Genomic DNA, 20,741 nt, shown 5'->3' on the forward strand with positions numbered 1-20,741 from the left:
CGTTCTCGCGTTCTCGGGATCACTTGAGCGTATGCTCCCAACTCCCACGTGGTGGCGGGCGGGATCCGACTCGCATTCCGCCATGGGCATCGGGCCTTGACCGGAGGCCGGACGGATCACTTTTCCCAGAGGCGGACCGCAACGACAAACACGGTTGTCGCGATCACGCAGGCCACCATGACGGCGGCCATCGGCCAGACCGTGTCGGGATACATCGTGTCGGACAAGGCCCAGGCGACGGCCGCGCTGGCCACCGCCCCGAAACCGATCTGGAGGCTACCCGACAGCCCCGACGCGGCCCCGGCCAGATCCGGACGCACACTGACGGCTCCGGAAATCGTGCTTGGCAGGCACAGCCCGTTGCCCAGCCCGATCAACACCATGGGGCCAAAGAAGGTCAAAGGCGTCAGCAGGCCAGTAGCCAGAAACAGGACCAAGGCCCCCACACCCAATGCCGGAAACACCGATCCGATCAGAATCATCCGGTAGATGCCGATGCGGGCGGCGAACCTGCCGGACAAAAAGTTTCCGGCCATGTAGCCGATGGCAATGAAGAAGAAATAGAAGCCGATCTCGGGAGGCGTCATATCGAGCACGCCCGCGGCGATGAAGGGTGTTCCTCCCAGGATCGCGAAGTAGATCGCGGACGTGAACATCGACACCAGGGCATAACCCCAGAACAACCGCTCCGCGCCGATGGCCTTGTAGGACGTCACGATCCCGGAGACGCCGCCCCCGGCGGTGCGATTATGGTGGGTTTCGGGCAGCGCAAAGACCGCCGCAAAGGTGACAACGACCCCGAGAACAAGGACCAGATAGAAGCCACCGCTCCAGCCGAATTGCTCATCCAGAAGGCCGCCGATCGCGGGCGCGACCATGGGCCCCACACTCATGCCCATGGTGACGTAGCCGATCATGCTGGCAGCCTGGTCCCGCCCATAGAGATCCCGCACGATGGCCCGGCCCAGCACGAGGCCGGTGGCTCCGCCGGCCGCCTGCAACACGCGCGCGGCGATCAGGGCCTCGACGGTTGGCGCCATCAGGCACAAGATGGTGCCCGCGACGAACATGACCATCCCACCCAGGATGACCGGGCGGCGGCCGAGCCGGTCCGACAGCGGTCCGAGCACCAGCTGGGCAATGCCGATGGACAGGAAATAGAGTGACATCGTGAGCTGGACACGGCCCGACGTCGTATCGAACGTCTCAACCATGCCGGACATGGATGGCATGTAGATGTTCATGGCGACGGGGCTGATGGTCGAAATGGCGATCAGAATGGCCAAGGATGGCACCTGTCGCGGTGCGCTTGAAGCATCCGGCGAACTGCGTGGCATATATGCTTTGACTTTCGGGACCGAATACCCCGCCACAAGCCTTCGGCTGATCATGGCGCGAGATATTTCACGAAACCAATTTTAATTCACGAATCTCGAACCGGCCCTGCATGACGCAAACGCCGTTCTCGAAAGAAGGTGTATATGCCCGTCAGGACCACGACAAGCGTTCCGGCAATTGTCATGGCGTCCGGAATATCCCCCCATACCAGGAAACCGAGGACGATCGCCCAAAGCACGATCGAATAGCGGAACGGAGCGACGACCGAAATGTCCCCGGCGCGCATGGCCGCAATGATGAAGACGTATCCCACCATGATGAAGCCGGCTGCAACGGTAAGATACAGCCACGAGCCCGCGGTCATAGGGACCCAGCCCTTGACCAGGGTCATGGTGCCGCCCATGAGCGTGACGGCGGCCGTTGTCGCCAGTGCAACCGCGAGCGTGGGGATCGCCGTGGGGATCCGCCGGGTCGCCAGATCCCTCAGCGCCATGAACAAGACCCCGGCCAGCGCGAACAAGGAAAAACTGTTGAACCCGGCAAGCCCCGGCCGGACGATCAGAACAACACCGGCAAACCCGACGAGGATCGCCGTCCAGCGGCGCCAGCCGACCGCATCGCGGAAGAAAAGCGCGGCGCCTGCCGTCACGACCAGCGGCAGCGACTGCAGGATCGCGGTCGCATTGGCGAGCGGCAGCTGAAAGAGCGCCGTCAAATAGAGGAGCGTCGCGGTCACTTCGCCAATCGTGCGCAAGCAGACGGAGGGATGAATCACCCGCGGCACGGCGCGCAAGACCCCGGTCGCGGCACAAGCGATCGCCAGCAAGGCGCCGCTGATCAAACCACGCACGAAAATGATCTGTCCAAGAGGGAGACTGTCGGATGTCAGCTTCACCATCGTATCGTTGAGAATGAACCCGGCCATGGCGAGCATCATCGCGCCGATGGCCCGGCCATTTTCCCGAAAGTCCATGACCTCTCCCGTCGTCGTTAAAACCGGCCTGCCCGAACGGGCGGCCTTGAAGCAAGGACATCAGCTTCGGCTGGCAAGCGGCAGATTGACAAGCAGGTTCTGCGGCTTCATGCGGATCTTCCGGTCCTTTGTCATGGATAGGGCGAGCCAGACCGGTTTGCCGCGCTGGGCCGGCTGAACACTGGACCGGTTCTCGAAGTCGAGCCGGAAAAGCGAAATGATCTGCAAGTTCTCCGCCTCGGTCAACGCCTTGCCCTCATAGAGCGCATTCAAGATCACTGTCGAATCCGCATCCAGCCCCACATGCCACGACCACTGGTCGTCCCGGATCTTTTGAACCGGCTGGACCCGGACATCGGTTTGAAAGAAATGCTGGATCCAGGCTTCCAGAACACGGGCGAAAGCGTCCGGCCCCGGTTGGGTGAAGCGGAAATCGAGGGCCGTGTCGAACCGGTCCGATCGCTCCCAATAAATGTCGGCGTTGTCTTCGCCCAGAACGTCCAGGGCGACTTCGCGCATTGGCGTTCCGGCTTCCATGAGCAACGCACCCAGCCCGCCGAACCCGCCGGTTTCCGACATCATCGCGACGATTTCGGCATCGGCCACCATCACCGTACCATTCTCGAGCGTGACCACCTGCTCTCGGAAGAACAGTTCGGCCGCTTTCAACCGGACCGGATCCTGGGTCCTGCGGAGGATATTCCGCAAAATCAGATGAACAAGCTGATCGAGAAACACCGGCGGCACGAGAAGGCCGCTGTTCTGGAACAGCGCGGCATAGGCCGCCTCGATGGTTCCGTGCTTGACCAGATGGTCCCGGAAGGCGAGCACCACGTTGTAGTTGTCAATCGTATCCTTGTCGGCAATCGCGCCGATCTCGGTCACGGCGACGCTGGCAAAGGGGTCAGCCATCAGCTTTTCGAACAAGGCGTGCTCGGCCGAGCAGGATTCGTCCACCGGATGGATCTCCGGACGGGTGTAATAGGCGCGCAGAAGATCCGGCGTCACGGCCAGCCAGCCGGACTTTGTGCGGTCGACCAGATGATAACCGGCCGACTTCCAAAACTCTCTCATTCAGGGTCCTCCACCACATCCCAGACAAGGGCATGCGGTTTTTCCGCCGGCGGATTGACAATGTGAAACTGTTCGTTGACCTGCCCGTCCTCACCGATTTGCCGGCGGATGGCAAGCAGCATGTTCAAGGGCGCATCGCTGGCCAGGCCAGCGGCGAACGCGACCTCCTCCCGCGACAGCTGGTCGGCGGCCTCCTCACTTGGAGCACCGAAGTCCTCGATCAGGAACCGGGTCAACCCGGCGCGCGCAGCGTCGATCTCCTCAGGCCGGACCTCTCCGACACTGACCAGGGTTGAAAAGCCGAAATTCTCCAGACCGAGAAAACCACTGACAAAAGCCTGTCGGGCCTTCCCGCTCACTTGTGCCGGATCGAACCCGGGCCGGGGCATGAACAGAAAACTGCCGGGAATAGCCAGCGAATCCGGCGAGGCTGCCCGCTCGAAGACATGCGTGTCGGACACATCGAACCGGATGGCTCTTAGGAAGCGCGCCACGTCAATCGCCCTTCACATCGTCAATGGGCACCACGTTCGCGCCACATGCGAGAGCATCCCTCACCAGCACAACGCGGGTTGCCGGAGCGCGCTGGGCCTGTGCCGGCGCAAGCAGACAGTTTCCGGTTTCATCCAGCCCGAGCATCCGGCCTTGCTCGCCGTCCTGATTGGGCATTCCGGCCAAGCGCACATCCTTTTGAAAGCCGTTACACCGGAACAACCAGGCATCGTGAACCGGCTTAAAGCCGTCCCCTTCCCAGCGATTGATCCAGCTCAACATGTGGCGGGACCAGGCCTCGATCACCTGCGGCGCGCCGAGATCCGCGGCGCCCTCGTCCCACAAACTCGTCCGGTCTGGAAAATCGCCCGGATCGATCTCCGGATAGGGCCGCAAACGCAGATCAAGCCCGGCTATCAGCCACAGTGGCGCTCCGTCCCCGTCCAAGTCCGGGCTGATCTCCAAAAAAGCCCGGCCGACAGAAGCCCCGTTCGCACGGAACCTGTCCGGCCACGTCCACGTAAACGCCAGTTCGGGCGGGCCGACGGACCCGATGGCATCGCCGCAGGACACCATCAACGCAAAGAGCATTTCCTGTGCGCGGTCGGGGCCAACCTCAGGTTCCAGAACCAGCGCCAAGCCGACCTGGTCCGGATCGCAGGACCAGAACAGATGGCCGGCTTCCGCCCCGCCCCCGTCCAAGGCCCGGCGCGCAGCCGTTTGAACCGTATCGGGGGGAACTACGGGCCGCCCTGTCAGGAGCGGCGGCAAATCCAGTTTCAGATCCGGAAGCGGCTCGGTCATGCGCCCTTGGATTGTCACAGTTCGATATCGCCCTTCACCTCATGAGTGAAGTCGGATCCCTCGATGGTCAGGGTTGCCTTTACTTTCAAGGTTCCGCCGCCAAGGCCTTCTTTCCGCACATGTTCTTCAAGTGCTTGTTGCGAGGTCACGCCAACCTGCTTCAAGAATTTGCGCATGGACATGTTGAATGTGTCGTTGGTCATGGCCTAGCCGGCTCCTGTCAGTTTTATCCTGGTTGGTTAAGACATTGATTCAAGTGCGAAGGATGTTGATTCAAATAATGCCATCAACACATTGAAAAAACGCGATTATCTGCAGTCAATCGAGACGTACGGTCCCGTTCGCGCTCGAATAGACCTGCGAAGCCGAATAATCGAGCTGGTGCGTCATCACATACCAGGCGCCGATCGTGATCGCGGCACACGCCACTATTCCCGCAAGAAATGCGTTCATTGATATCAGTCTCCCTTAGTGTTGTTCCGCGGTCCGCCATGAGCGTCCGGGTCGGTCGCCTTTTCAAGATAGGCGACCAGAGCGTCACGATCCTCGACCGATTTAAGCCGCTGGATGGGCATCTTGGAACCGGGCGTCACGACATCAGGACCCAGATCGAACAGATCGGATATGGTCTGCGCCGTCCACACCAGGTCCAGATCCTTCAGCGCATTGGAATACGGATAGCCCGGCACGGTTCCCGCCTTGCGGCCAAAAACGCCATAAAGGGTCGGCCCGGCGCGGTTCGCGTCATCCGGCGTCAAAGTATGGCAGACCGAGCATTTGCGAGCAAATTGCAGCGCGCCCGGATCGTCCGTTTCGGCGACCTGAAAGCGCCGGGGAAACGTTCCCAAGACCGGTTCGAACGGCTTTCGCGGCGCCACTTGCCAGACATGGACTTCGTCATCCAGGCCAACATAGAACAAGCTGTCCGCCTGCGCGGTGAAGGCCAGGCCCCAGACAGGGCCATATGGGTTCTCGAACTCTTCCAGAAGTTCGAAACCATCCGTTGCAAAAACCCGGATCAGACCATCGCCACCGCCACTGGCCGCCCGTTGGCCGTCCGCCGACAAGGCAAGGGACAGGACGGGACGCGAATGCGGGGGCAGAATTTTCACCTCCTGGCCGCTTTCCGTGTCAAGAACCCCCAGCTTGCCATCGGTGACGCCAAACAGAAGCCGGCCGCCACCCGGCAAGACCTCGATCACGTTCACGCCCCAGCCGAGGTTGGCGATCTCACGAAGGAAGGAGCCGCTTTGCGTATCGAACGCGCGGATCCCGCCATCATAGGATGCGGTGTAAAGGATCCCGCCGTCGGCCGAAAAGGCAACGGCATTCACATTGTTGCGGTGCTGGGTCAAACGATGACGAAGGATCAGGCGATCCGGCTCGAGTTGGTAAAGCCGGGCTTCGTTCGCCCAGGATGCCACCGCCACGTAGCGCTCGTCCGCGGACACGGCAAGTCCGAGCACTTTCTCGCCCGCCCCGTCGGCGCGATGCAGGATCGTACCCGAGGTGAGGTCCCAGAGGATCAGCGCGCTGTCGTCGCCAACGGTGACGGCGCGGTTGCCGGACAGGAAGGCGCCGTGATTGACCGCCGCGTCATGGCCAACCAGCCGCAAGGGGTCGGCAAGCGCGCCCTCGCCGGCGGCCTTGTCCCAAACAAGGGCGGCGTAATCGAAGGACGTCGATAAAAGGCGGTCGCCGGAAGCATCGACGGCCACCGACTTGACCGGACCGCCGTGGCCCTGAAGGGTTTCGGGCCATGCCTGTGCAGCCGCGATCTGCGGCGGCAGCAGGATCGCCGCGGCCAACAGCAGCCGCCTTGCGCCAAACCCCAGACCGTCCCCGAGCCAGTCAAACAAGCGTGGCGTCAAAGCCATGTCAGCCTATTCCGCCGGTTGTGCGGCAGGCTGCTGCCCGGTCTTCTTGTCGTGAATGTCGGCGACGTGCTCCTCGACCCAAAGCGAGTGGTGCTCCTTTGCCCAGTTCAGGTCAACCTCGCCTGATCCCATGGCATCGAACGCTCCCTCCATTCCGACGGACCCGATATAGATATGGGCAAGGATGACGCAAATCATGAACACGGACATGATCGCGTGCCAGAGAGCCGCCAATTGCTGCTCCTGGATTGGCGCCAGAACCGTTGGAAAATCCGTTCCGAAGACCAGATTGATCTTGTCGAACGTGTCGGCGAAAAACGTGGTCGTGAAGGGAAAGAGAAGCTGCCAGCCCGACAGCGACAGGGACACGCCGCCAAGGATGGTCAGCCAAAAAATCACCTTCTGGCCCGCATTGAACTTCTTGGCCGGCGGGTGAAGTTTGTCGGAAAAGATGCCACCGCCCTGCATGGCCCATTTGATATCGGTCCGGTCGGGCAAGTTGTGCCGCACCCACATGACGAAAATCATCACCAGCCCCGCCATGAAGGCGAAGGCCAGATAATTGTGCAGATACTTGCCCATCTGGGTCACAAAGGCGAAGGCCTCGTTGCCGATGACATATTTCAGCGTATAGCGCCCATAAAGCAGATTGAGACCGGTCAACGCCAGAACGACGAACGAGGATGCGAGCATCCAGTGGCCGAACCGTTCAATAGCCTTGAAGCGGGTGATGGTCTGGCCGGAGCGGCCATGGGCGATCTTGATCCGCCCGCGAATGGCATAAAAAATACCCAGGAGAACGATGGTGCCGAGCAAGGCCCAGCTGGCATAGAGCGACATCGGGCCGTTCCGGAACGACCGCCAGGCTTCGCCTTCGGACTGGACCAGAATCGCGGCGTTCTGATCAGGGATCGAAACATTGCCCTGCACCCCGCCGCGAACCGCGCGCCAGTAGTCGCTGTCCGAGGTGGTGCCCATGGATTGGCCAGGCACCGCACCGCCGGTTGGGGAATCGGCGCTCACGGCGGGAGCCGCCGTGCCCTCCTGGGCGGCCGCCTGCATCGGCATCGCCAAAACGATCCCCACGATGAAGGCCATGGCCAACACGCTCAAGCTGATGGCGCCGGCCCGTCCCGTGCGGCGGCTGTTGCTGTGTGTCAGACCCATCACAATGGTCCCCTCCTCATCGTGTCCATTCAATCGTGGTCCAGTCATTCAACGCGACCACGAGTTCAAAACCCTTGCAGAGTTCCGCGTTGCTGCAACTGCCGGCGCTGTTCCTCGCTGAGCCCGGTATCGGCCGGCCCGTCATAACTCCCCTTGTCCAGCTTGATCGGCCGGTTTTCCTCCGACTCCCGGCAGGCTCCCAGGCTCATGAGAAGGCCGACAACAAGCATCGCTTTCGAAAGTCCAGAAACCGGCAAAGACATAAAGGAATTCCTATATCCGCTTTGTCACGTTTTCTCCCGATTAAGCCGTTCCCCCAAAAGGAAAAATACTTACATCGCGAGCCAAATGAAGGCGGCCATCGGCCGCCTTCCAACATGATCACTGTGCAGGCCGCCGTTAAAGCGAGCCGGCCTTTTGCTCATAGGCCGTGCCCCAGCCCCAAGCGCCCGAACCAAAGCCACGGGCCACCACGCGCTCCCGGTAGATGGAAGACACAACGTCCCCGTCCCCGGCGAGCAAGGCCTTGGTGGAACACATTTCCGCGCAAAGCGGCAGTTTGCCCTCAGCAAGGCGGTTGCGGCCGTATTTCTGGTATTCGACCGAGCTGTTGTCCGCCTCCGGGCCGCCGGCGCAGAAGGTGCATTTGTCCATCTTGCCGCGGGATCCGAAATTGCCGACTTGCGGAAATTGCGGCGCGCCGAAGGGGCAAGCATAGAAGCAGTAGCCGCACCCGATGCACAGGTCCTTGGAATGGAGAATGACCCCGTCGTCGGTCTCATAGAAGCAGTCCACCGGGCAGACCGCCATGCATGGGGCATCCGAACAATGCATGCAGGCCACAGAGATGGACCGCTCCCCGGGCTTGCCGTCATTGATGGTGACGACGCGCCGCCGGTTGATGCCCCACGGCACCTCATGCTCGTTTTTACAGGCGGTGACGCAGGCGTTGCACTCGATGCAGCGTTCGGCGTCGCAGAGGAATTTCATCCGTGCCATTGGTCAGTTCCCTCCCTTACGCCGCACGCTCGATGCGGCAGAGCGTTGCTTTGGTTTCCTGCATCTGGGTCACACTGTCATACCCGTAGGTCTGGGCCGTGTTGCACGCTTCGCCCAGGACATAGGGGTCGGAACCGGCCGGATACTTCGACCGCAGATCCTCACCCTGGTAGTGACCTCCGAAGTGGAACGGCATGAAGGCAACGCCGCGCCCGACGCGTTCGGTCACCATGGCCATGACCCTCACCTTTCCGCCTTCCGGACCGTGAACCCAGACCATCTCCCCGTCGCGGATCCCAAGATCGTTGGCATCGCCCGGGTTGATTTCCACGAACATGTCCTGCTGCAGCTCGGCAAGCCACGGATTGGACCGGGTTTCATCGCCGCCACCTTCGTATTCCACAAGACGCCCGGATGTCAGGATCATCGGGAAGTCCTTGGAGAAGTCGTTCTTCTGGATGGAGGCATAGGCGGTCGGGACGCGCCAGAAGGTCTTGTCTTCGTACGTGGCGTACTTGTCCAGAAGATCCCGGCGGTTGGTGTAGAGCGGTTCGCGGTGCACCGGAACCGGATCCGGGAAGGTCCAGACAACCGCGCGCGCCTTGGCGTTGCCGTAGGGGGCGCAACCGTGCTTGATCGCCACCCGCTGGATCCCGCCGGACAGGTCGGTCTTCCAGTTGGTGTTGTCGCCGGCGACCGCCTCGATTGACGCCCGCTCCGCATCGGTCAGGTCCGAATCCCATCCCAGCGACTTGAGCATCGCCATGGTGAATTCGGGATAGCCGTCCTGGATTTCCGATCCGACCGGGTAAGACCCTTCGGCCAGAAGATTGTCGCCATCGCGCTCGACGCCGAACCGGGCGCGGAAACCCATGCCGCCTTCGGCGACCGGGATCGACGTATCATACAGATTGGCCGATCCGGGGTGTTTCATCTCCGCGGTGCCCCAGCACGGCCAGGGCATGCCGTAGAAATCGCCGTCGCACGGTCCGCCATTGGCCCGCAGCGTGGTGCGGTCGAATGTGTGCTGGTTGGCCATGTGAAGCTTCATCCGCTCCGGCGACTGGCCGGTATAGCCGATCGTCCACATGCCCTTGTTGAACTCGCGCGTGATGTCCTCGATCACCGGCTCGTTGCCATTGACCGCGATGTTCTTGAACATTTCATCCGCGAAGCCGAGCTTCTTGGCCAGGAGATACATGATCTCGTGGTCAGTCTTGCTCTCGAACAGCGGCTCGATGACCTTTTCGCGCCACTGAAGCGACCGGTTGGAGGCGGTGGCCGATCCATAAGTCTCGAACTGCGTGGTGGCCGGCAGGAGGTAAACCCCGTCTTTCCGGTCCGACAGGACGGCCGACATGGTCGGGAAAGGATCGATCACGACGAGCGTGTCGAGCTTTTCCATTGCCGTCTTCATGTCGGGAAGCCGGGTCTGCGAGTTCGGGGCGTGGCCCCAGAATACCATGACCTTGGTGTTCTTCGGCTGCTGCAGGTTCTCCTCGTCCTCCAGAACGCCATCGATCCAGCGGGAAACGGGAATGCCCTTCTCGTTGATCATCTTCACTTCCTGACCGTTCTTGGTCATGGTCGCGAAGCGGTCGCGCAGGTAATTGACGTCAACGTCCCAAACACGGGCCCAGTGCGCCCAGGAACCGTCGGCAAGACCATAGTACCCCGGCAGGGTGTCGGCCAAAACGCCAAGGTCGGTTGCGCCCTGCACATTGTCGTGGCCGCGGAAGATATTGGTTCCGCCGCCGGCCTTGCCCATGTTGCCGAGGGCAAGCTGAAGCACGCAATAGGCGCGGGTGTTGTTGTTGCCGTTCGTGTGCTGCGTTCCGCCCATGCACCAGATCACGGTGCCGGGCCGGTTGTTGGCCAGCGTGCGGGCAACGCGCTTGAGCTGGGAGCCGGGAACGCCGGTGACGTGCTCGACCTCATCCGGGGTCCAGCGCGCCACTTCTTCCTTGATCTGTTCCATTCCCCAAACGCGCTGACGGATGAACTCCTTGTCTTCCCAGCCGTTGTCGAAAATGTGCCAGAGAATGCCCCAAACCAGGGCAACGTCCGATCCCGGGCGGAACCGGACATACTCTGTGGCATGGGCGGCGGTCCGGGTGAACCGCGGATCGCAGACGATCAGCGGGGCGTTGTTCTCTTCCTTGGCCTTCAGCACGTGGAGCAGCGACACCGGGTGCGCTTCGGCGGGATTGCCGCCGATGATGAAAATCGCCTTGGAGTTGTGAATGTCGTTGTAGGAGTTGGTCATCGCGCCATAGCCCCAGGTGTTGGCAACACCTGCGACAGTGGTCGAGTGACAAATACGGGCCTGGTGGTCGATGTTGTTCGTGCCGAAGAAGGCCGCGAATTTGCGCAAGAGATACGCCTGCTCGTTGTTGTGCTTGGCGGACCCGAGCCAATACACACTGTCCGGCCCTTCGTTTTGCTGGACCTGGAGCATCTTGTCGCCAAGCTCGTCGATCGCCTGCTCCCAGGAAATCCGCTCCCATTGGCCGTTGACCAGCTTCGTGGGATACTTCAACCGGCGCTCGCCATGGGCGTGCTCGCGCACAGCCGCGCCCTTGGCGCAGTGCGAACCAAGGTTGAACGGGCTGTCGAAACCCGGTTCCTGACCGGTCCACACACCGTCTTGCACCTCGGCCAGAACCGTGCAGCCGACGGAACAGTGCGTGCAAACCGTTTTCTTGATCTCAACCTTGGCACCGGCGATGGGGCCCGCGGCTTCCGCCTTGCGCACCATGCCAGCGGACCCGACCGCGGCCACGGCGGCAAATCCGCCGGCCGCAATCCCCGACCGGCGAAGGAACGTGCGCCTGTCCATCGTCGTGGCCGCCGCATCCGCAAGAGCGGCAGATATCCGCCCGCGCCGGGCGATACCGCTGGTCTTTTTCCTGAGCATCTCGTTTCTCCCTCACTTCGGGCGGCCGGATCAGCGATCCGTGTCCCGACTGCACCCGGCGCCGTCGCGTCCGGCCAAAGGTGCAAGATCTGTCTAGAAGCGCGCGGTTTCGTAGGCGCGTTTCACATGGTCCGTTTCCTGATAGCCGGAAGCTCCAGCCGCCGGGGTCTCTGCGGCGGAGGCTTGACCTGTCATCAGTGTCGCGCCACTCGCCAGGGTCCCAAGGCTCGCCAGCTTGAGGAAATCGCGACGCCCTTTGACGTCCTTTTCCAACTTCTCACCCATTGCCTGTTCTCCTCATGGCACCGGTTTGCGCCCGGTGCCGGTTTCATTCTGCCTGTCGGGGCCGAAAGACCCGAACCCGGCGCGATCGTGACGGGCTCCCCCGCCTTAAGCAGCCATCGAGAAGGCGTCCGCCTCCACAGCCATCAAAACCCGGCCCAGACCGCCGGCCGCCGCGTAGAAGGGGCTGGTGGTTTGAGCTTCGAGATCCTTGAAAAAATGCGGGGCCCACTTGCCAATGTGCCCGCTGAAGAATGCCTGCTGCGCCGCCAGCGGCAACGGACCCTCGTGCCAGAGGTCTCCCCGGATCAATCCGCCCATCATCTGCATCAGCGATGCGATATGGTCCTCCGGCTCGCACACGCCCTCGTTGCGGGCTATGCCCAGCTGCGCCATCGAGGCCCGCAAATCCGCGAGCGGCTTTTCGTTCAGGAAACCGGTCAGGTAATAGGACCCGTAGGGCACCAGTTCGCCGCGGCCAATGCCGATGAAGAGGTCGTGATAGGCGCGCTTGAGTGTCGCTTCGTCCGTTTTCCGAGCCTCACCGATCACGCGCTCAAGTGCCTTGCCGACGTCGGTACTGGAAAGCGCGGGCTCAATCTCCATAGCGGCGACCGCGCGCAAAAGATCTGAGTTTGGCGCGGCTTGAAGAAGCGCCCCAATAAAATCGTACAGATCAGCGCGATCGGCGTCCTCGGGCGCCACCGCGCCGCGAGATACTCCTTGAGTCATGTTTTTCTCCCTCGGCGTAAAGAATTGCGCGTGCGCAATTTCGCCGCAATTGAAATCCATGCCGCCCTGCAACATAAGGTGTCTCTATATACCCTAAATTTGCTCTTTGAATCTAATCTGTAAAAAATTACATTATTTCACATAAAAACACATAATACGTGTTCATACGTAAAGTTACACAAGAAACCGTCAACCTGCCGCAAAACCCGACGACAAACCGCCAAATCAAACCTCTTGACGGACCGATTCCGGTACCCGCGATGACGGCGTTTTCAGCCAATAGCCTCCCAACTCAGGCTCCAAGCATCATAATGGCTGTGAAAACATGGACTTAGGTGAATAGGAATGCAAACGGCATCGGGGTCGCCGGATCGATTTGGCGCGCTCCGGAAAAACCCGCTTGTGCAGGGGCCGACGCGATCTTGCGGCATCGCAGCAAGCACATATGGCAAAACATATGTTCCGGAAGACAAAAGCTCACCCGGAAAGTCCGGTTAAAAAGTGGGCCGGATCCCTCCGGATTCCGGCAGCAGCCGTCCCGAGCCGCCGACCGACGGCGTCTTACTCGTAAACGATGCTGGGAGCGGCCCGCTGACCATCCGCGCCGTAGCGGTCCAGTTCGCCCATGACCTTGGACGCGATATCGCGGTAGATGGCAGCATGGGCACTTTCAGGATCGGACACGACCACCGGCGTTCCGGCATCCGAGGTTTCCCGGATCTGCATGTTCAACGGCACTTCGCCGAGGAATGGCACGCCGAGCTTCTCCGCCTCCGCCCGCGCGCCGCCATGACCGAAAATGTCATGCCGCCCGCCGCAATCCGGGCACAGGAAATAGCTCATGTTCTCGACGATGCCCAGCACCGGCACATCGACCCGGCGGAACATGTTGAGGCCCTTGCGCGCATCGATCAGCGCCAGGTCCTGCGGCGTGGAGACGATGACGGCCCCGGCCAGCGGCACCTGCTGCGCCATGGTCAACTGCGCATCGCCCGTCCCCGGCGGCATGTCGACCACCAGCACATCCAGTTCTCCCCAGGCCACTTCGCGTAGCATCTGGGTGAGCGCCGAAATCACCATCGGGCCGCGCCAGATCATCGGCGTTTCCTCTTCCACAAGGAACCCCATGGACATCACCTTGACGCCATATCCTTCCAGCGGCTTCAAAATGCGCCCGGACACCGGCTCAGGCCGCCCCGAGACCCGAAACAGGCGCGGGATCGAGGGGCCGTAAATATCCGCATCGAGAACCCCGACCTTCAAGCCGTTGGCCTGAAGCCCAAGCGCCAGATTGGCGGTGGTGGTGGATTTTCCCACACCGCCCTTGCCCGAGGCCACGGCAATGATACGCTTGACACCGGGCACGCCAGGTTTTGGGCCCGGCTGCTCCTGCGGGGCGGCCGTCTTGGCCTGCATGGGCGGCGGAACCGCGCCGATTTGGGCCCGGGAAGGCGCCGGACGCGCGGGAGGAGGAGAGGCCTTGGCAGACCCCGCTGCGCGCTCGGCCGTCAAGGCGACCATCGCACTTTCCACGCCGGGTACCTCTTTCACGACTTTCTCCGCCGCTTGCCGCAATGGCTCAAGCTCCTGGGCCCTTTCCGCTGGAACGGTGATCGAGAAGGCCACACGGCCGTCGGAGACAAAAACATCGGACACCAGCCCCAGCGAGACCAGATCGCCCTCAAGATCCGGCCCTTTGACCTTGGCCAGTTGCTCCATGACAGCCTGCTTGATGGTTTCGCTCATGATGTGCGCCTTGTTTTCGCGTCCTGTCCGGCACGGCACCGGAATCACCGCCCTAACCTAACTACGTAAAAACCCGCGTCAATCGCAACACGCAGGGCCGGGCTTCATCGGCATCGCGGGGCCGTGCGCAGCGAAAAAAAAGCCGCACCCCGGGGACGCGGCTTTCACTGTTGAACAAAGCAGTGGTTCGCTTACAACCTTATCTTGCGGCGCGCGGCGCTGGGAAACGTCAAATGAAACGCCGCACGATCGACAAGGGCCGAAGGGGTTACCGGCCGGTCATTCAAGGCGGCCTTATGCATTTCCTCAGGAGGAGACGATCAACGCCTTCACCAAAAGACCTCAGACGAACCAGAGTACCGCGATCGCCGCGATGACAATGGCAGCAAGGCCAAGCGAAATTGTCAAAACGCGCGCATTCTCTTTTTCCGAGTTCGCCTGACGCGCCTCGGTCTTGTTCTTCACGATTGGCATAGGTGCTCCTTCCGTTGTCATCCGAGCCGCGGCACGCGCAGGCTCCGGCCCATTCAATTGGGGCCCGTTCAGATGCTGCCCTTGGCAAGCCGGACCCGGGGAACCCTGCCGGCTATTCATAGGGCACGGGCCACACACAGGCAGCCGGGGAAGCCAACGCCCGCGGGGGCGCTTCAGCAATGTGTAGAGAACAAGGCTCCCTGCACCCCCTGTTAGTTAATAGCTTCATCCCTTAAGTCAATCATGCGTCCCAAGTCGGAGAATTTACGTTTTTCATTTCGATCAAAACACAATTATTATTTCAATATAAAATATTAATACTGATAGATTTCCAATTTCAGATCTCAGATATGTCTGCATTGGAAAATTTTTTCATCCCGATTAAACTCCGCGGGAATCGTCCGGACAGAAAGCCCACAGCCATGACTACGATCCTGATCACCGCCACCAATCGGGGGATTGGCCGCGACCTGGCCAGATCTGCCCTATCGCGGAACTGGACCGTCTATGGTTCCGTGCGCGATGCCCGGCAAGCAGAGCAAGCGGCGGCGGAGTTCGGACCGGCGTTCACGCCTCTGGTTTTCGATGTGAGGGATCACGAGGCCATCGGCCGCGCCGCCACCCGGCTCGAAAGCCCCCTGGACATCCTGGTCAACAATGCCGGCATCATCGGACCCGACCGGCAGTCCCCGCTCGATATGGATTTTCCCGGCTTTGCGCAAACCCTTGAGGTCAACACGCTTGCTCCCCTTGCGGTCACTCAGACTTTTCTGCCGAACCTGCGCCGGGCCAGCCTCGGCCGGATTCTGACCATTTCCAGCCAAATGGCCTGGATGGGGTACCAGAAGTCGGACCGCATTGCCTACCGGGCGTCAAAGGCCGCCGTGAACAAGGTGATGCAGGGGCTGGCCACCGATCTGAGACCGGAAGGCATCGTGGCGGTACCGGTCGATCCGGGTTGGGTGCGCACCGACATGGGCGGCGCCGATGCCGACAACGATCCGGGACAGGTGGCCGAAGGTATCCTCGAATTGACCGGGCGGCTAACACTCGAGGACAGCGGAAAGTTCTTCAAGTGGTCTGGCGAGGAACGCCCCTACTGAGCCGCATTACAAAGGGGAGATTTCCTTTCCGTTCTTTGGATTGGACTTTTCGCCCTGGCACCGCGTAGATACCGGTCCTGTACCCGTTCAAATCCCGGCGCTGTTCAAAGATTTCCCATGACCTGGCCTGCCCCGATCACGCTTCACGGCACCCACGTGCGTCTTGAGCCCCTGGCTCACCATCATGCGCCCGACCTGGCCGAAGCCAGTGCGGACGGGAACCTGGCCGCCCTTTGGTACACAAGCGTACCGGCTCCGGAGGCCGTTCCGGCGGAAATCGACCGGCGGCTTGCGCTCCAGGCCGCGGGATCGATGCTGCCCTTTGCGGTGATCCAGCCCAGTACAGGACAGGCGGTGGGAATGACCACCTACATGAATGTGGATGCCGTGAACACACGGGTGGAAATCGGCTCCACCTGGTACCGGAAATCCGTGCAGCGCACGCCGCTCAACACCGAGGCGAAACTCCTGCTGTTGACCCATGCGTTCGAGGCACTCGACTGCATCGCCGTCGAATTCCGCACGCATTTCCTGAACCGCCAGAGCCGGCAGGCGATCGAGCGTCTCGGCGCGAAGCTGGACGGGATATTGCGCGCGCATCAGGTCATGCCCAATGGCACCCTGCGCGACACCGCCGTCTATTCGATCATCGCCTGCGAATGGCCTGCGGTGCGGGCGGGTCTGCTTCTCAAACTGGGCCGCTTGCCGGGCAACTGACCTGCGGGCGGCTCTCAAGAAACGGCAACCGGGCCAACCCGGAGCTGTGCAAATCCATTTCTTGTTAACCAAAGGGGAAGATTTGAGGCGCACGCTTTTGAGATCGCAGGACGCGAAGCAAAAAGAGCGGCGACATGGACCTTTACCGCATTTGTTACCGGGCCCGAATCGACAGGACCTGGCTCAACGGATCTCTGGAGACTGAGCTCGACCAGGCCCTTGGCCGGATCCGGCGCACCAACCGGGTGGCCGGAGTGACAGGCGCCCTGTTTCTTGGCCGCACCCATGTCATGCAGCTTCTGGAGGGTGGGACGGGGCCCGTCCTGGAAACCCTCTACCATATCATGCAGGATCAACGGCTGGAGGACATGGAAGCGGTGTGCCACGAACCCGTGGCAGAACGCAGTTTTCCAGCCAGCTTGATGTTTTTCCGGGATTTGAGGGGCATCCATTTCCTCGGCGCCGCTGAGGACTTGTGCGCCCTTTTGGACAGGAACGAGCGGCTCGACCGGGCACACCTGCAGGCTTTCCTCGACGTGTTCGCTCCGTCTTTAAGCGCCGGCCATGCCACCCGGCAAATGATGCTGGTCTAACCTCCGCCGATTGCGCCTTGCCTGAAGGCCGGGGCCCGCCCTACTCTTGCGCCTGAAAGCAATGGAGTCTTCAGGTGCAACAAGACCTGCTCGTCAAGCCCGATCCGTTCGATGGCCGTTTGTCGACATCCGTCAGCGGCATCGACCACACCGGCGCGGTTGTCGAAACGAAAGTCGTTACGGAAAAGGCCCTCACCCTTTACCTGAATGCCCAGGAAGTGGTGACGATGATGACCATTGGCGATCATCCCGATCTGCTGGCCGTCGGCTACCTCAAGAACCAGAACATGCTCCGGCCCGACGATGTCATCACCGGGATCGACTATGATGACGATCTCGAGGTGGTCGTGGTGCGCACCGCGCGCGAAACCAACTACGAGGAAAAACTGAAAAAGAAAGTGCGCACCTCCGGCTGCGCTCAAGGGACCGTGTTCGGCGACGTGATGGACAGTTTCGAGGATATGGCCCTGCCCCGGGCAACCCTCAAAACCTCTTGGCTCTACCAACTCACCAAGACGATCAACACCACGCCGTCGCTCTATCTGGAGGCGGGCGCGATCCATGGTTGCGTCCTGTGCCAGCAGGACCAGGCGCTCGTCTATATGGAAGATGTCGGCCGACACAACGCGGTGGACAAGATCGCGGGATGGATGACGCTGAACGGAGTCTCGCCGGACGACAAGATCTTCTACACCACCGGGCGGCTGACATCGGAGATGGTCATCAAGACGGTGATGATGGGCATTCCGATTCTCGTGTCACGGTCCGGTTTCACGGCCTGGGGCGTGGAACTGGCCCGGCAAGCTGGCTTGACCCTGGTCGGACGGGCGCGCGGCAAGCGCTTTGTGGCTCTGTCTGGCGCGGAGCGGATCGAATTCGACATGGACCCGGCCCTGGCCGAGGACGAGCCGAAGGGTACACGGCGAAAGGGAAGTGAAGCGGCGGAATGAAAGTCTCACAATCGAAGATCCTGGCCTGCGTTCTGGCCGGGGGGCAGTCGCGCCGCATGGGCGGCGGCGACAAGCCGCTTCTGGATCTGGGCGGACGCCCCATGCTCTCCGTGATCCTGGACCGTCTCACCCCACAGGTCGACCATGTCATTCTCAATGCCAACGGGGATCCGAACCGGTTCAAGGCCTTCCAACTGCCGGTCGTCCCCGATCCCGTGGGCGATTTCGCCGGACCGTTGGCGGGGATCCTCGCCGGCATGACCTATGCCAGGGACGCGCTGCCCGACGTGACCCATGTTGTTTCCGTCGCGGGCGACACTCCTTTCTTTCCGGAGAATCTGGTGAAGCGGCTGGCGAAGTCGGTTCCCTTTGACAAGCCGGTGATCGCGCTCGCCAGTTCCCATGACAAGCTTCATCCGGTTTTCGGGCTCTGGCCGGTTCAGATTTGCGACGATCTGAAGAGCTATCTGGAAAAGGGGGAAAGCGGCAAGGTGCTTGCCTTTGTCGACCGCTACGACAGCGTGGAAGTCGCCTTCGACAAAGAGACCGAACATGGTCTCGATCCGTTTTTCAATGCCAACCGTCCGGATGATCTGGAAAGGGCACGGCAGGTGCTGCAAAAGAAGACCGCATGACCCAAAACCGCATTTTCGGCATCACCGGCTGGAAAAACTCCGGCAAAACCCAGCTTGTAACGGCACTCGTCGCCGAATTCACACGGCGCGGATACAGGGTGTCCACAGTCAAGCATGCTCACCACAATTTCGATATCGACCGGCCAGGCGCGGACAGTTACCGGCACCGGGAAGCGGGGGCCAGCGAGGTGGCGCTGGTGTCGGGCCGCCGCTGGGCCTTGATGCATGAACTGCGCGACGAGGAAGAACCCCCGCTCGAGGCCATCCTGGTGCGCCTGGCGCCTTGCGATCTGGTGATCATCGAGGGTTACAAGCGCGAGGCGCACCCGAAGATCGAGGCCCGACGTCTCGACGCGCGCAAGCAGGAGCCGCTGAGCGTCAATGATCCCAACATCCTGGCAATCGCGGCCGACCATCCTGTCGCCGAAGATGTCCTGCCGGTGTTCGACTTGAACGACATCGGCGCAATGGCCGATTTCATCGCCCAAACTGTTGGCCTTGAGAAGGAGACCGTGTGAGCGACCGCAGCCTGATCGACGATTGTTTTCTGCATGACAAGGATCGCCTGCGGCATCACGAAGCGCTTGAGATCCTGAAGGACCGGCTGCGGCCCGTTGCCGGAACGGAATACGTGGCCCTGGAAGACGCGCACCGGCGGGTCCTGGCCGAACGGATCACCGCGCCACGGGATGTGCCGGCCGCGGACAATTCCGCCGTGGACGGTTATGCGTTCCGGCACAAGGACCACGATCCGGCGGGAGGCTTTTTCAAACTGGAACAGCGGATCGCGGCCGGGCACCCGAGCGACCGGGAAATCGGCCCATGGGCCGCCGCTCGCATTTTCACCGGCGCCCTGATGCCACCGGGCGCCGATACGGTCGCCATGCAGGAAGACTGCGAGCGGCATGAACAGGACGGCAAATCCTTCGTGATCGTTCCCCACGGCCTGGCGAAGGGCGCCAACCGGCGCCGGGCAGGCGAGGACGTGAAGCAGGGAACGGTGCTTCTGGAACCCGGCCGGCGGCTGCGCCCGCAGGATGTCGCGGCCATCGCCTCGACCGGTCAGGAAACGGTGCGGGTCCACGCGCACTTGAAGGTCGGCCTGATGTCGACAGGCGACGAGATCCGCAGGCCCGGAACGGACCTGCCCGATGGCGGCGTCTACGATTCCAACCACTATCTGTTGCGCGGCCTGTGCCAAAGCCTTGATGTCGAGATCGAGGATCTTGGCATCCTGAACGATACCGCGGACCGGGTCGAAGCCGCCATGAGGGATGCGGCCGGCCGGTGCGACATGCTGCTGACGACCGGCGGCGCCAGCCGGGGCGAGGAGGACCATATCCTGACCAGCCTGGACCAGTTGGGCGAGCGGCATATGTGGCAGCTGGCAATCAAGCCGGGCCGCCCGATGATGTTCGGCCAAATCGGAGATTGTGTGTTTCTCGGGCTGCCGGGCAATCCGGTCGCGGCGATGGTCTGCTTTCTGCTCTACGCCCGGCCGGTCCTTTCCGTGCTGGGTGGCGGTCCTTTCACCGAACCGCAGCGGTTTCTGGTTCCGGCCGCTTTCGAGGTGCCGAAAAAGAAACCGGACAGGCGGGAGTTCTACCGCGGTATTCTGACCAGCGATGAAACCGGCAGGACGGCCGTCACCAAGTTCACCCGGGATGGGTCCGGGCTGATCACCGGGCTGCGCGAAGCGGACGGGCTGATCGAAATCCCGGAAGAGGCGACCCGGGTCGAGCGCGGAGCGCTGGTGACGTTCCTGCCTTTTTCCGGAATGGGTCTGGGGTAGAGCAATCCCCGCTCAGGTTGAAGCGCTCCACACCGATCTGACCGGGAAACTTCGTTAAATCGGAGAGTTGGAACAT

Annotated in this window: 23 protein-coding genes; 7 read left to right on the top strand and 16 right to left on the bottom strand. The window is 61.5% G+C overall.

Annotated features, from left to right (window positions below):
• Window positions 1–116: 116 nt before the first annotated feature.
• The 16 genes from F0184_RS06660 to F0184_RS21020 all read right to left on the bottom strand — a co-directional run bounded on the left by F0184_RS06660 (window position 117) and on the right by F0184_RS21020 (window position 14,875).
• Complete coding sequence (locus F0184_RS06660) at window positions 117–1,295, bottom strand: multidrug effflux MFS transporter (RefSeq protein ID WP_244299011.1); 1,179 nt, start codon at window positions 1,293–1,295, stop codon at window positions 117–119.
• Between the two features lie 128 nt (window positions 1,296–1,423).
• Window positions 1,424–2,311, bottom strand: coding sequence for a DMT family transporter (locus F0184_RS06665; RefSeq protein ID WP_150495383.1), 888 nt, complete (start codon window positions 2,309–2,311; stop codon window positions 1,424–1,426).
• 60 nt (window positions 2,312–2,371) lie between these two features.
• The gene (locus F0184_RS06670) at window positions 2,372–3,385 is read right to left on the bottom strand and encodes a DUF6352 family protein (protein WP_150495384.1); all 1,014 of its coding nucleotides are present in this window, start codon (window positions 3,383–3,385) and stop codon (window positions 2,372–2,374) included.
• The gene (locus tag F0184_RS06675; RefSeq protein WP_150495385.1) at window positions 3,382–3,879 is read right to left on the bottom strand and encodes a DUF6505 family protein; all 498 of its coding nucleotides are present in this window, start codon (window positions 3,877–3,879) and stop codon (window positions 3,382–3,384) included. The genes F0184_RS06670 and F0184_RS06675 overlap by 4 nt, the downstream gene beginning before the upstream one ends.
• A gap of 1 nt (window position 3,880) precedes the next feature.
• On the bottom strand, window positions 3,881–4,681 hold the full coding sequence (locus F0184_RS06680; RefSeq protein WP_150495386.1) for a biotin/lipoate--protein ligase family protein: 801 nt from the start codon (window positions 4,679–4,681) through the stop codon (window positions 3,881–3,883).
• Between the two features lie 14 nt (window positions 4,682–4,695).
• Window positions 4,696–4,884, bottom strand: a complete 189-nt coding sequence (locus F0184_RS06685) for a DUF6494 family protein (RefSeq protein ID WP_150495387.1) — start codon at window positions 4,882–4,884, stop codon at window positions 4,696–4,698.
• A 115-nt stretch (window positions 4,885–4,999) separates the two neighbouring features.
• Entirely contained in the window at window positions 5,000–5,134 is a 135-nt protein-coding gene (locus F0184_RS21015) for a hypothetical protein (RefSeq protein ID WP_280176932.1), read from the bottom strand.
• A 5-nt stretch (window positions 5,135–5,139) separates the two neighbouring features.
• On the bottom strand, window positions 5,140–6,558 hold the full coding sequence (locus F0184_RS06690; protein ID WP_150495388.1) for a c-type cytochrome: 1,419 nt from the start codon (window positions 6,556–6,558) through the stop codon (window positions 5,140–5,142).
• A 6-nt stretch (window positions 6,559–6,564) separates the two neighbouring features.
• A complete protein-coding gene (locus F0184_RS06695; RefSeq protein ID WP_206668311.1) occupies window positions 6,565–7,725 on the bottom strand; it encodes a formate dehydrogenase subunit gamma in 1,161 nt (386 codons plus the stop codon).
• Between the two features lie 65 nt (window positions 7,726–7,790).
• Entirely contained in the window at window positions 7,791–7,988 is a 198-nt protein-coding gene (locus F0184_RS06700; protein WP_150495389.1) for a hypothetical protein, read from the bottom strand.
• A 136-nt stretch (window positions 7,989–8,124) separates the two neighbouring features.
• Window positions 8,125–8,724: a formate dehydrogenase FDH3 subunit beta gene (gene fdh3B / locus F0184_RS06705; RefSeq protein WP_150495390.1), complete on the bottom strand. Its 600-nt coding sequence runs from the start codon at window positions 8,722–8,724 to the stop codon at window positions 8,125–8,127.
• 16 nt (window positions 8,725–8,740) lie between these two features.
• A complete protein-coding gene (locus F0184_RS06710; RefSeq protein WP_150495391.1) occupies window positions 8,741–11,641 on the bottom strand; it encodes a formate dehydrogenase subunit alpha in 2,901 nt (966 codons plus the stop codon).
• Window positions 11,642–11,734: 93 nt separating this feature from the next.
• Window positions 11,735–11,926, bottom strand: a complete 192-nt coding sequence (locus F0184_RS06715) for a twin-arginine translocation signal domain-containing protein (protein ID WP_150495392.1) — start codon at window positions 11,924–11,926, stop codon at window positions 11,735–11,737.
• A gap of 105 nt (window positions 11,927–12,031) precedes the next feature.
• Window positions 12,032–12,655 carry a TorD/DmsD family molecular chaperone gene (locus F0184_RS06720; protein WP_150495393.1) on the bottom strand — a complete coding sequence of 208 codons (624 nt, stop codon included), beginning with the start codon at window positions 12,653–12,655 and terminating at the stop codon, window positions 12,032–12,034.
• A 561-nt stretch (window positions 12,656–13,216) separates the two neighbouring features.
• On the bottom strand, window positions 13,217–14,401 hold the full coding sequence (apbC, locus tag F0184_RS06725; RefSeq protein ID WP_150495394.1) for an iron-sulfur cluster carrier protein ApbC: 1,185 nt from the start codon (window positions 14,399–14,401) through the stop codon (window positions 13,217–13,219).
• A 342-nt stretch (window positions 14,402–14,743) separates the two neighbouring features.
• Window positions 14,744–14,875 carry a hypothetical protein gene (locus F0184_RS21020; protein WP_280176933.1) on the bottom strand — a complete coding sequence of 44 codons (132 nt, stop codon included), beginning with the start codon at window positions 14,873–14,875 and terminating at the stop codon, window positions 14,744–14,746.
• 422 nt (window positions 14,876–15,297) lie between these two features.
• Here F0184_RS21020 and F0184_RS06730 point away from each other — a divergent pair, with 422 nt between their 5' ends.
• The 7 genes from F0184_RS06730 to F0184_RS06760 all read left to right on the top strand — a co-directional run bounded on the left by F0184_RS06730 (window position 15,298) and on the right by F0184_RS06760 (window position 20,665).
• Window positions 15,298–15,978, top strand: coding sequence for an SDR family NAD(P)-dependent oxidoreductase (locus F0184_RS06730; RefSeq protein ID WP_150495395.1), 681 nt, complete (start codon window positions 15,298–15,300; stop codon window positions 15,976–15,978).
• Between the two features lie 117 nt (window positions 15,979–16,095).
• The gene (locus F0184_RS06735; protein ID WP_150495396.1) at window positions 16,096–16,695 is read left to right on the top strand and encodes a GNAT family N-acetyltransferase; all 600 of its coding nucleotides are present in this window, start codon (window positions 16,096–16,098) and stop codon (window positions 16,693–16,695) included.
• A gap of 134 nt (window positions 16,696–16,829) precedes the next feature.
• Window positions 16,830–17,288 carry a BLUF domain-containing protein gene (locus F0184_RS06740; protein WP_150495397.1) on the top strand — a complete coding sequence of 153 codons (459 nt, stop codon included), beginning with the start codon at window positions 16,830–16,832 and terminating at the stop codon, window positions 17,286–17,288.
• Between the two features lie 74 nt (window positions 17,289–17,362).
• Entirely contained in the window at window positions 17,363–18,238 is an 876-nt protein-coding gene (gene fdhD / locus F0184_RS06745; RefSeq protein WP_150495398.1) for a formate dehydrogenase accessory sulfurtransferase FdhD, read from the top strand.
• Window positions 18,235–18,873 carry a molybdenum cofactor guanylyltransferase MobA gene (gene mobA, locus F0184_RS06750; RefSeq protein WP_150495399.1) on the top strand — a complete coding sequence of 213 codons (639 nt, stop codon included), beginning with the start codon at window positions 18,235–18,237 and terminating at the stop codon, window positions 18,871–18,873. Before fdhD ends, mobA begins: the two co-directional genes overlap by 4 nt.
• The gene (mobB, locus tag F0184_RS06755; RefSeq protein WP_150495400.1) at window positions 18,870–19,391 is read left to right on the top strand and encodes a molybdopterin-guanine dinucleotide biosynthesis protein B; all 522 of its coding nucleotides are present in this window, start codon (window positions 18,870–18,872) and stop codon (window positions 19,389–19,391) included. The genes mobA and mobB overlap by 4 nt, the downstream gene beginning before the upstream one ends.
• Complete coding sequence (locus F0184_RS06760; RefSeq protein ID WP_150495401.1) at window positions 19,388–20,665, top strand: molybdopterin molybdotransferase MoeA; 1,278 nt, start codon at window positions 19,388–19,390, stop codon at window positions 20,663–20,665. Before mobB ends, F0184_RS06760 begins: the two co-directional genes overlap by 4 nt.
• Window positions 20,666–20,741: the final 76 nt, after the last annotated feature.

This window comes from Roseibium aquae, from assembly GCF_008711285.1.
Taxonomy (GTDB): domain Bacteria; phylum Pseudomonadota; class Alphaproteobacteria; order Rhizobiales; family Stappiaceae; genus Roseibium; species Roseibium aquae.

Bases quoted from the DNA above. Each gene is read 5' to 3' on its own strand.
- F0184_RS21015 (WP_280176932.1), bottom strand. From the start codon at position 5,134: ATGAACGCATTTCTTGCGGGAATAGTGGCGTGTGCCGCGATCACGATC.
- F0184_RS06670 (WP_150495384.1), bottom strand. From the start codon at position 3,385: ATGAGAGAGTTTTGGAAGTCGGCCGGTTATCATCTGGTCGACCGCACA.
- fdh3B (WP_150495390.1), bottom strand. From the start codon at position 8,724: ATGGCACGGATGAAATTCCTCTGCGACGCCGAACGCTGCATCGAGTGC.
- mobA (WP_150495399.1), top strand. From the start codon at position 18,235: ATGAAAGTCTCACAATCGAAGATCCTGGCCTGCGTTCTGGCCGGGGGG.
- F0184_RS06715 (WP_150495392.1), bottom strand. From the start codon at position 11,926: ATGGGTGAGAAGTTGGAAAAGGACGTCAAAGGGCGTCGCGATTTCCTC.
- mobB (WP_150495400.1), top strand. From the start codon at position 18,870: ATGACCCAAAACCGCATTTTCGGCATCACCGGCTGGAAAAACTCCGGC.
- F0184_RS06700 (WP_150495389.1), bottom strand. From the start codon at position 7,988: ATGTCTTTGCCGGTTTCTGGACTTTCGAAAGCGATGCTTGTTGTCGGC.
- F0184_RS06690 (WP_150495388.1), bottom strand. From the start codon at position 6,558: ATGGCTTTGACGCCACGCTTGTTTGACTGGCTCGGGGACGGTCTGGGG.
- F0184_RS06730 (WP_150495395.1), top strand. From the start codon at position 15,298: ATGACTACGATCCTGATCACCGCCACCAATCGGGGGATTGGCCGCGAC.
- F0184_RS21020 (WP_280176933.1), bottom strand. From the start codon at position 14,875: ATGCCAATCGTGAAGAACAAGACCGAGGCGCGTCAGGCGAACTCGGAA.
- F0184_RS06685 (WP_150495387.1), bottom strand. From the start codon at position 4,884: ATGACCAACGACACATTCAACATGTCCATGCGCAAATTCTTGAAGCAG.
- F0184_RS06695 (WP_206668311.1), bottom strand. From the start codon at position 7,725: ATGGGTCTGACACACAGCAACAGCCGCCGCACGGGACGGGCCGGCGCC.
- F0184_RS06665 (WP_150495383.1), bottom strand. From the start codon at position 2,311: ATGGACTTTCGGGAAAATGGCCGGGCCATCGGCGCGATGATGCTCGCC.
- F0184_RS06710 (WP_150495391.1), bottom strand. From the start codon at position 11,641: ATGCTCAGGAAAAAGACCAGCGGTATCGCCCGGCGCGGGCGGATATCT.
- F0184_RS06720 (WP_150495393.1), bottom strand. From the start codon at position 12,655: ATGACTCAAGGAGTATCTCGCGGCGCGGTGGCGCCCGAGGACGCCGAT.
- apbC (WP_150495394.1), bottom strand. From the start codon at position 14,401: ATGAGCGAAACCATCAAGCAGGCTGTCATGGAGCAACTGGCCAAGGTC.
- F0184_RS06735 (WP_150495396.1), top strand. From the start codon at position 16,096: ATGACCTGGCCTGCCCCGATCACGCTTCACGGCACCCACGTGCGTCTT.
- F0184_RS06680 (WP_150495386.1), bottom strand. From the start codon at position 4,681: ATGACCGAGCCGCTTCCGGATCTGAAACTGGATTTGCCGCCGCTCCTG.
- F0184_RS06740 (WP_150495397.1), top strand. From the start codon at position 16,830: ATGGACCTTTACCGCATTTGTTACCGGGCCCGAATCGACAGGACCTGG.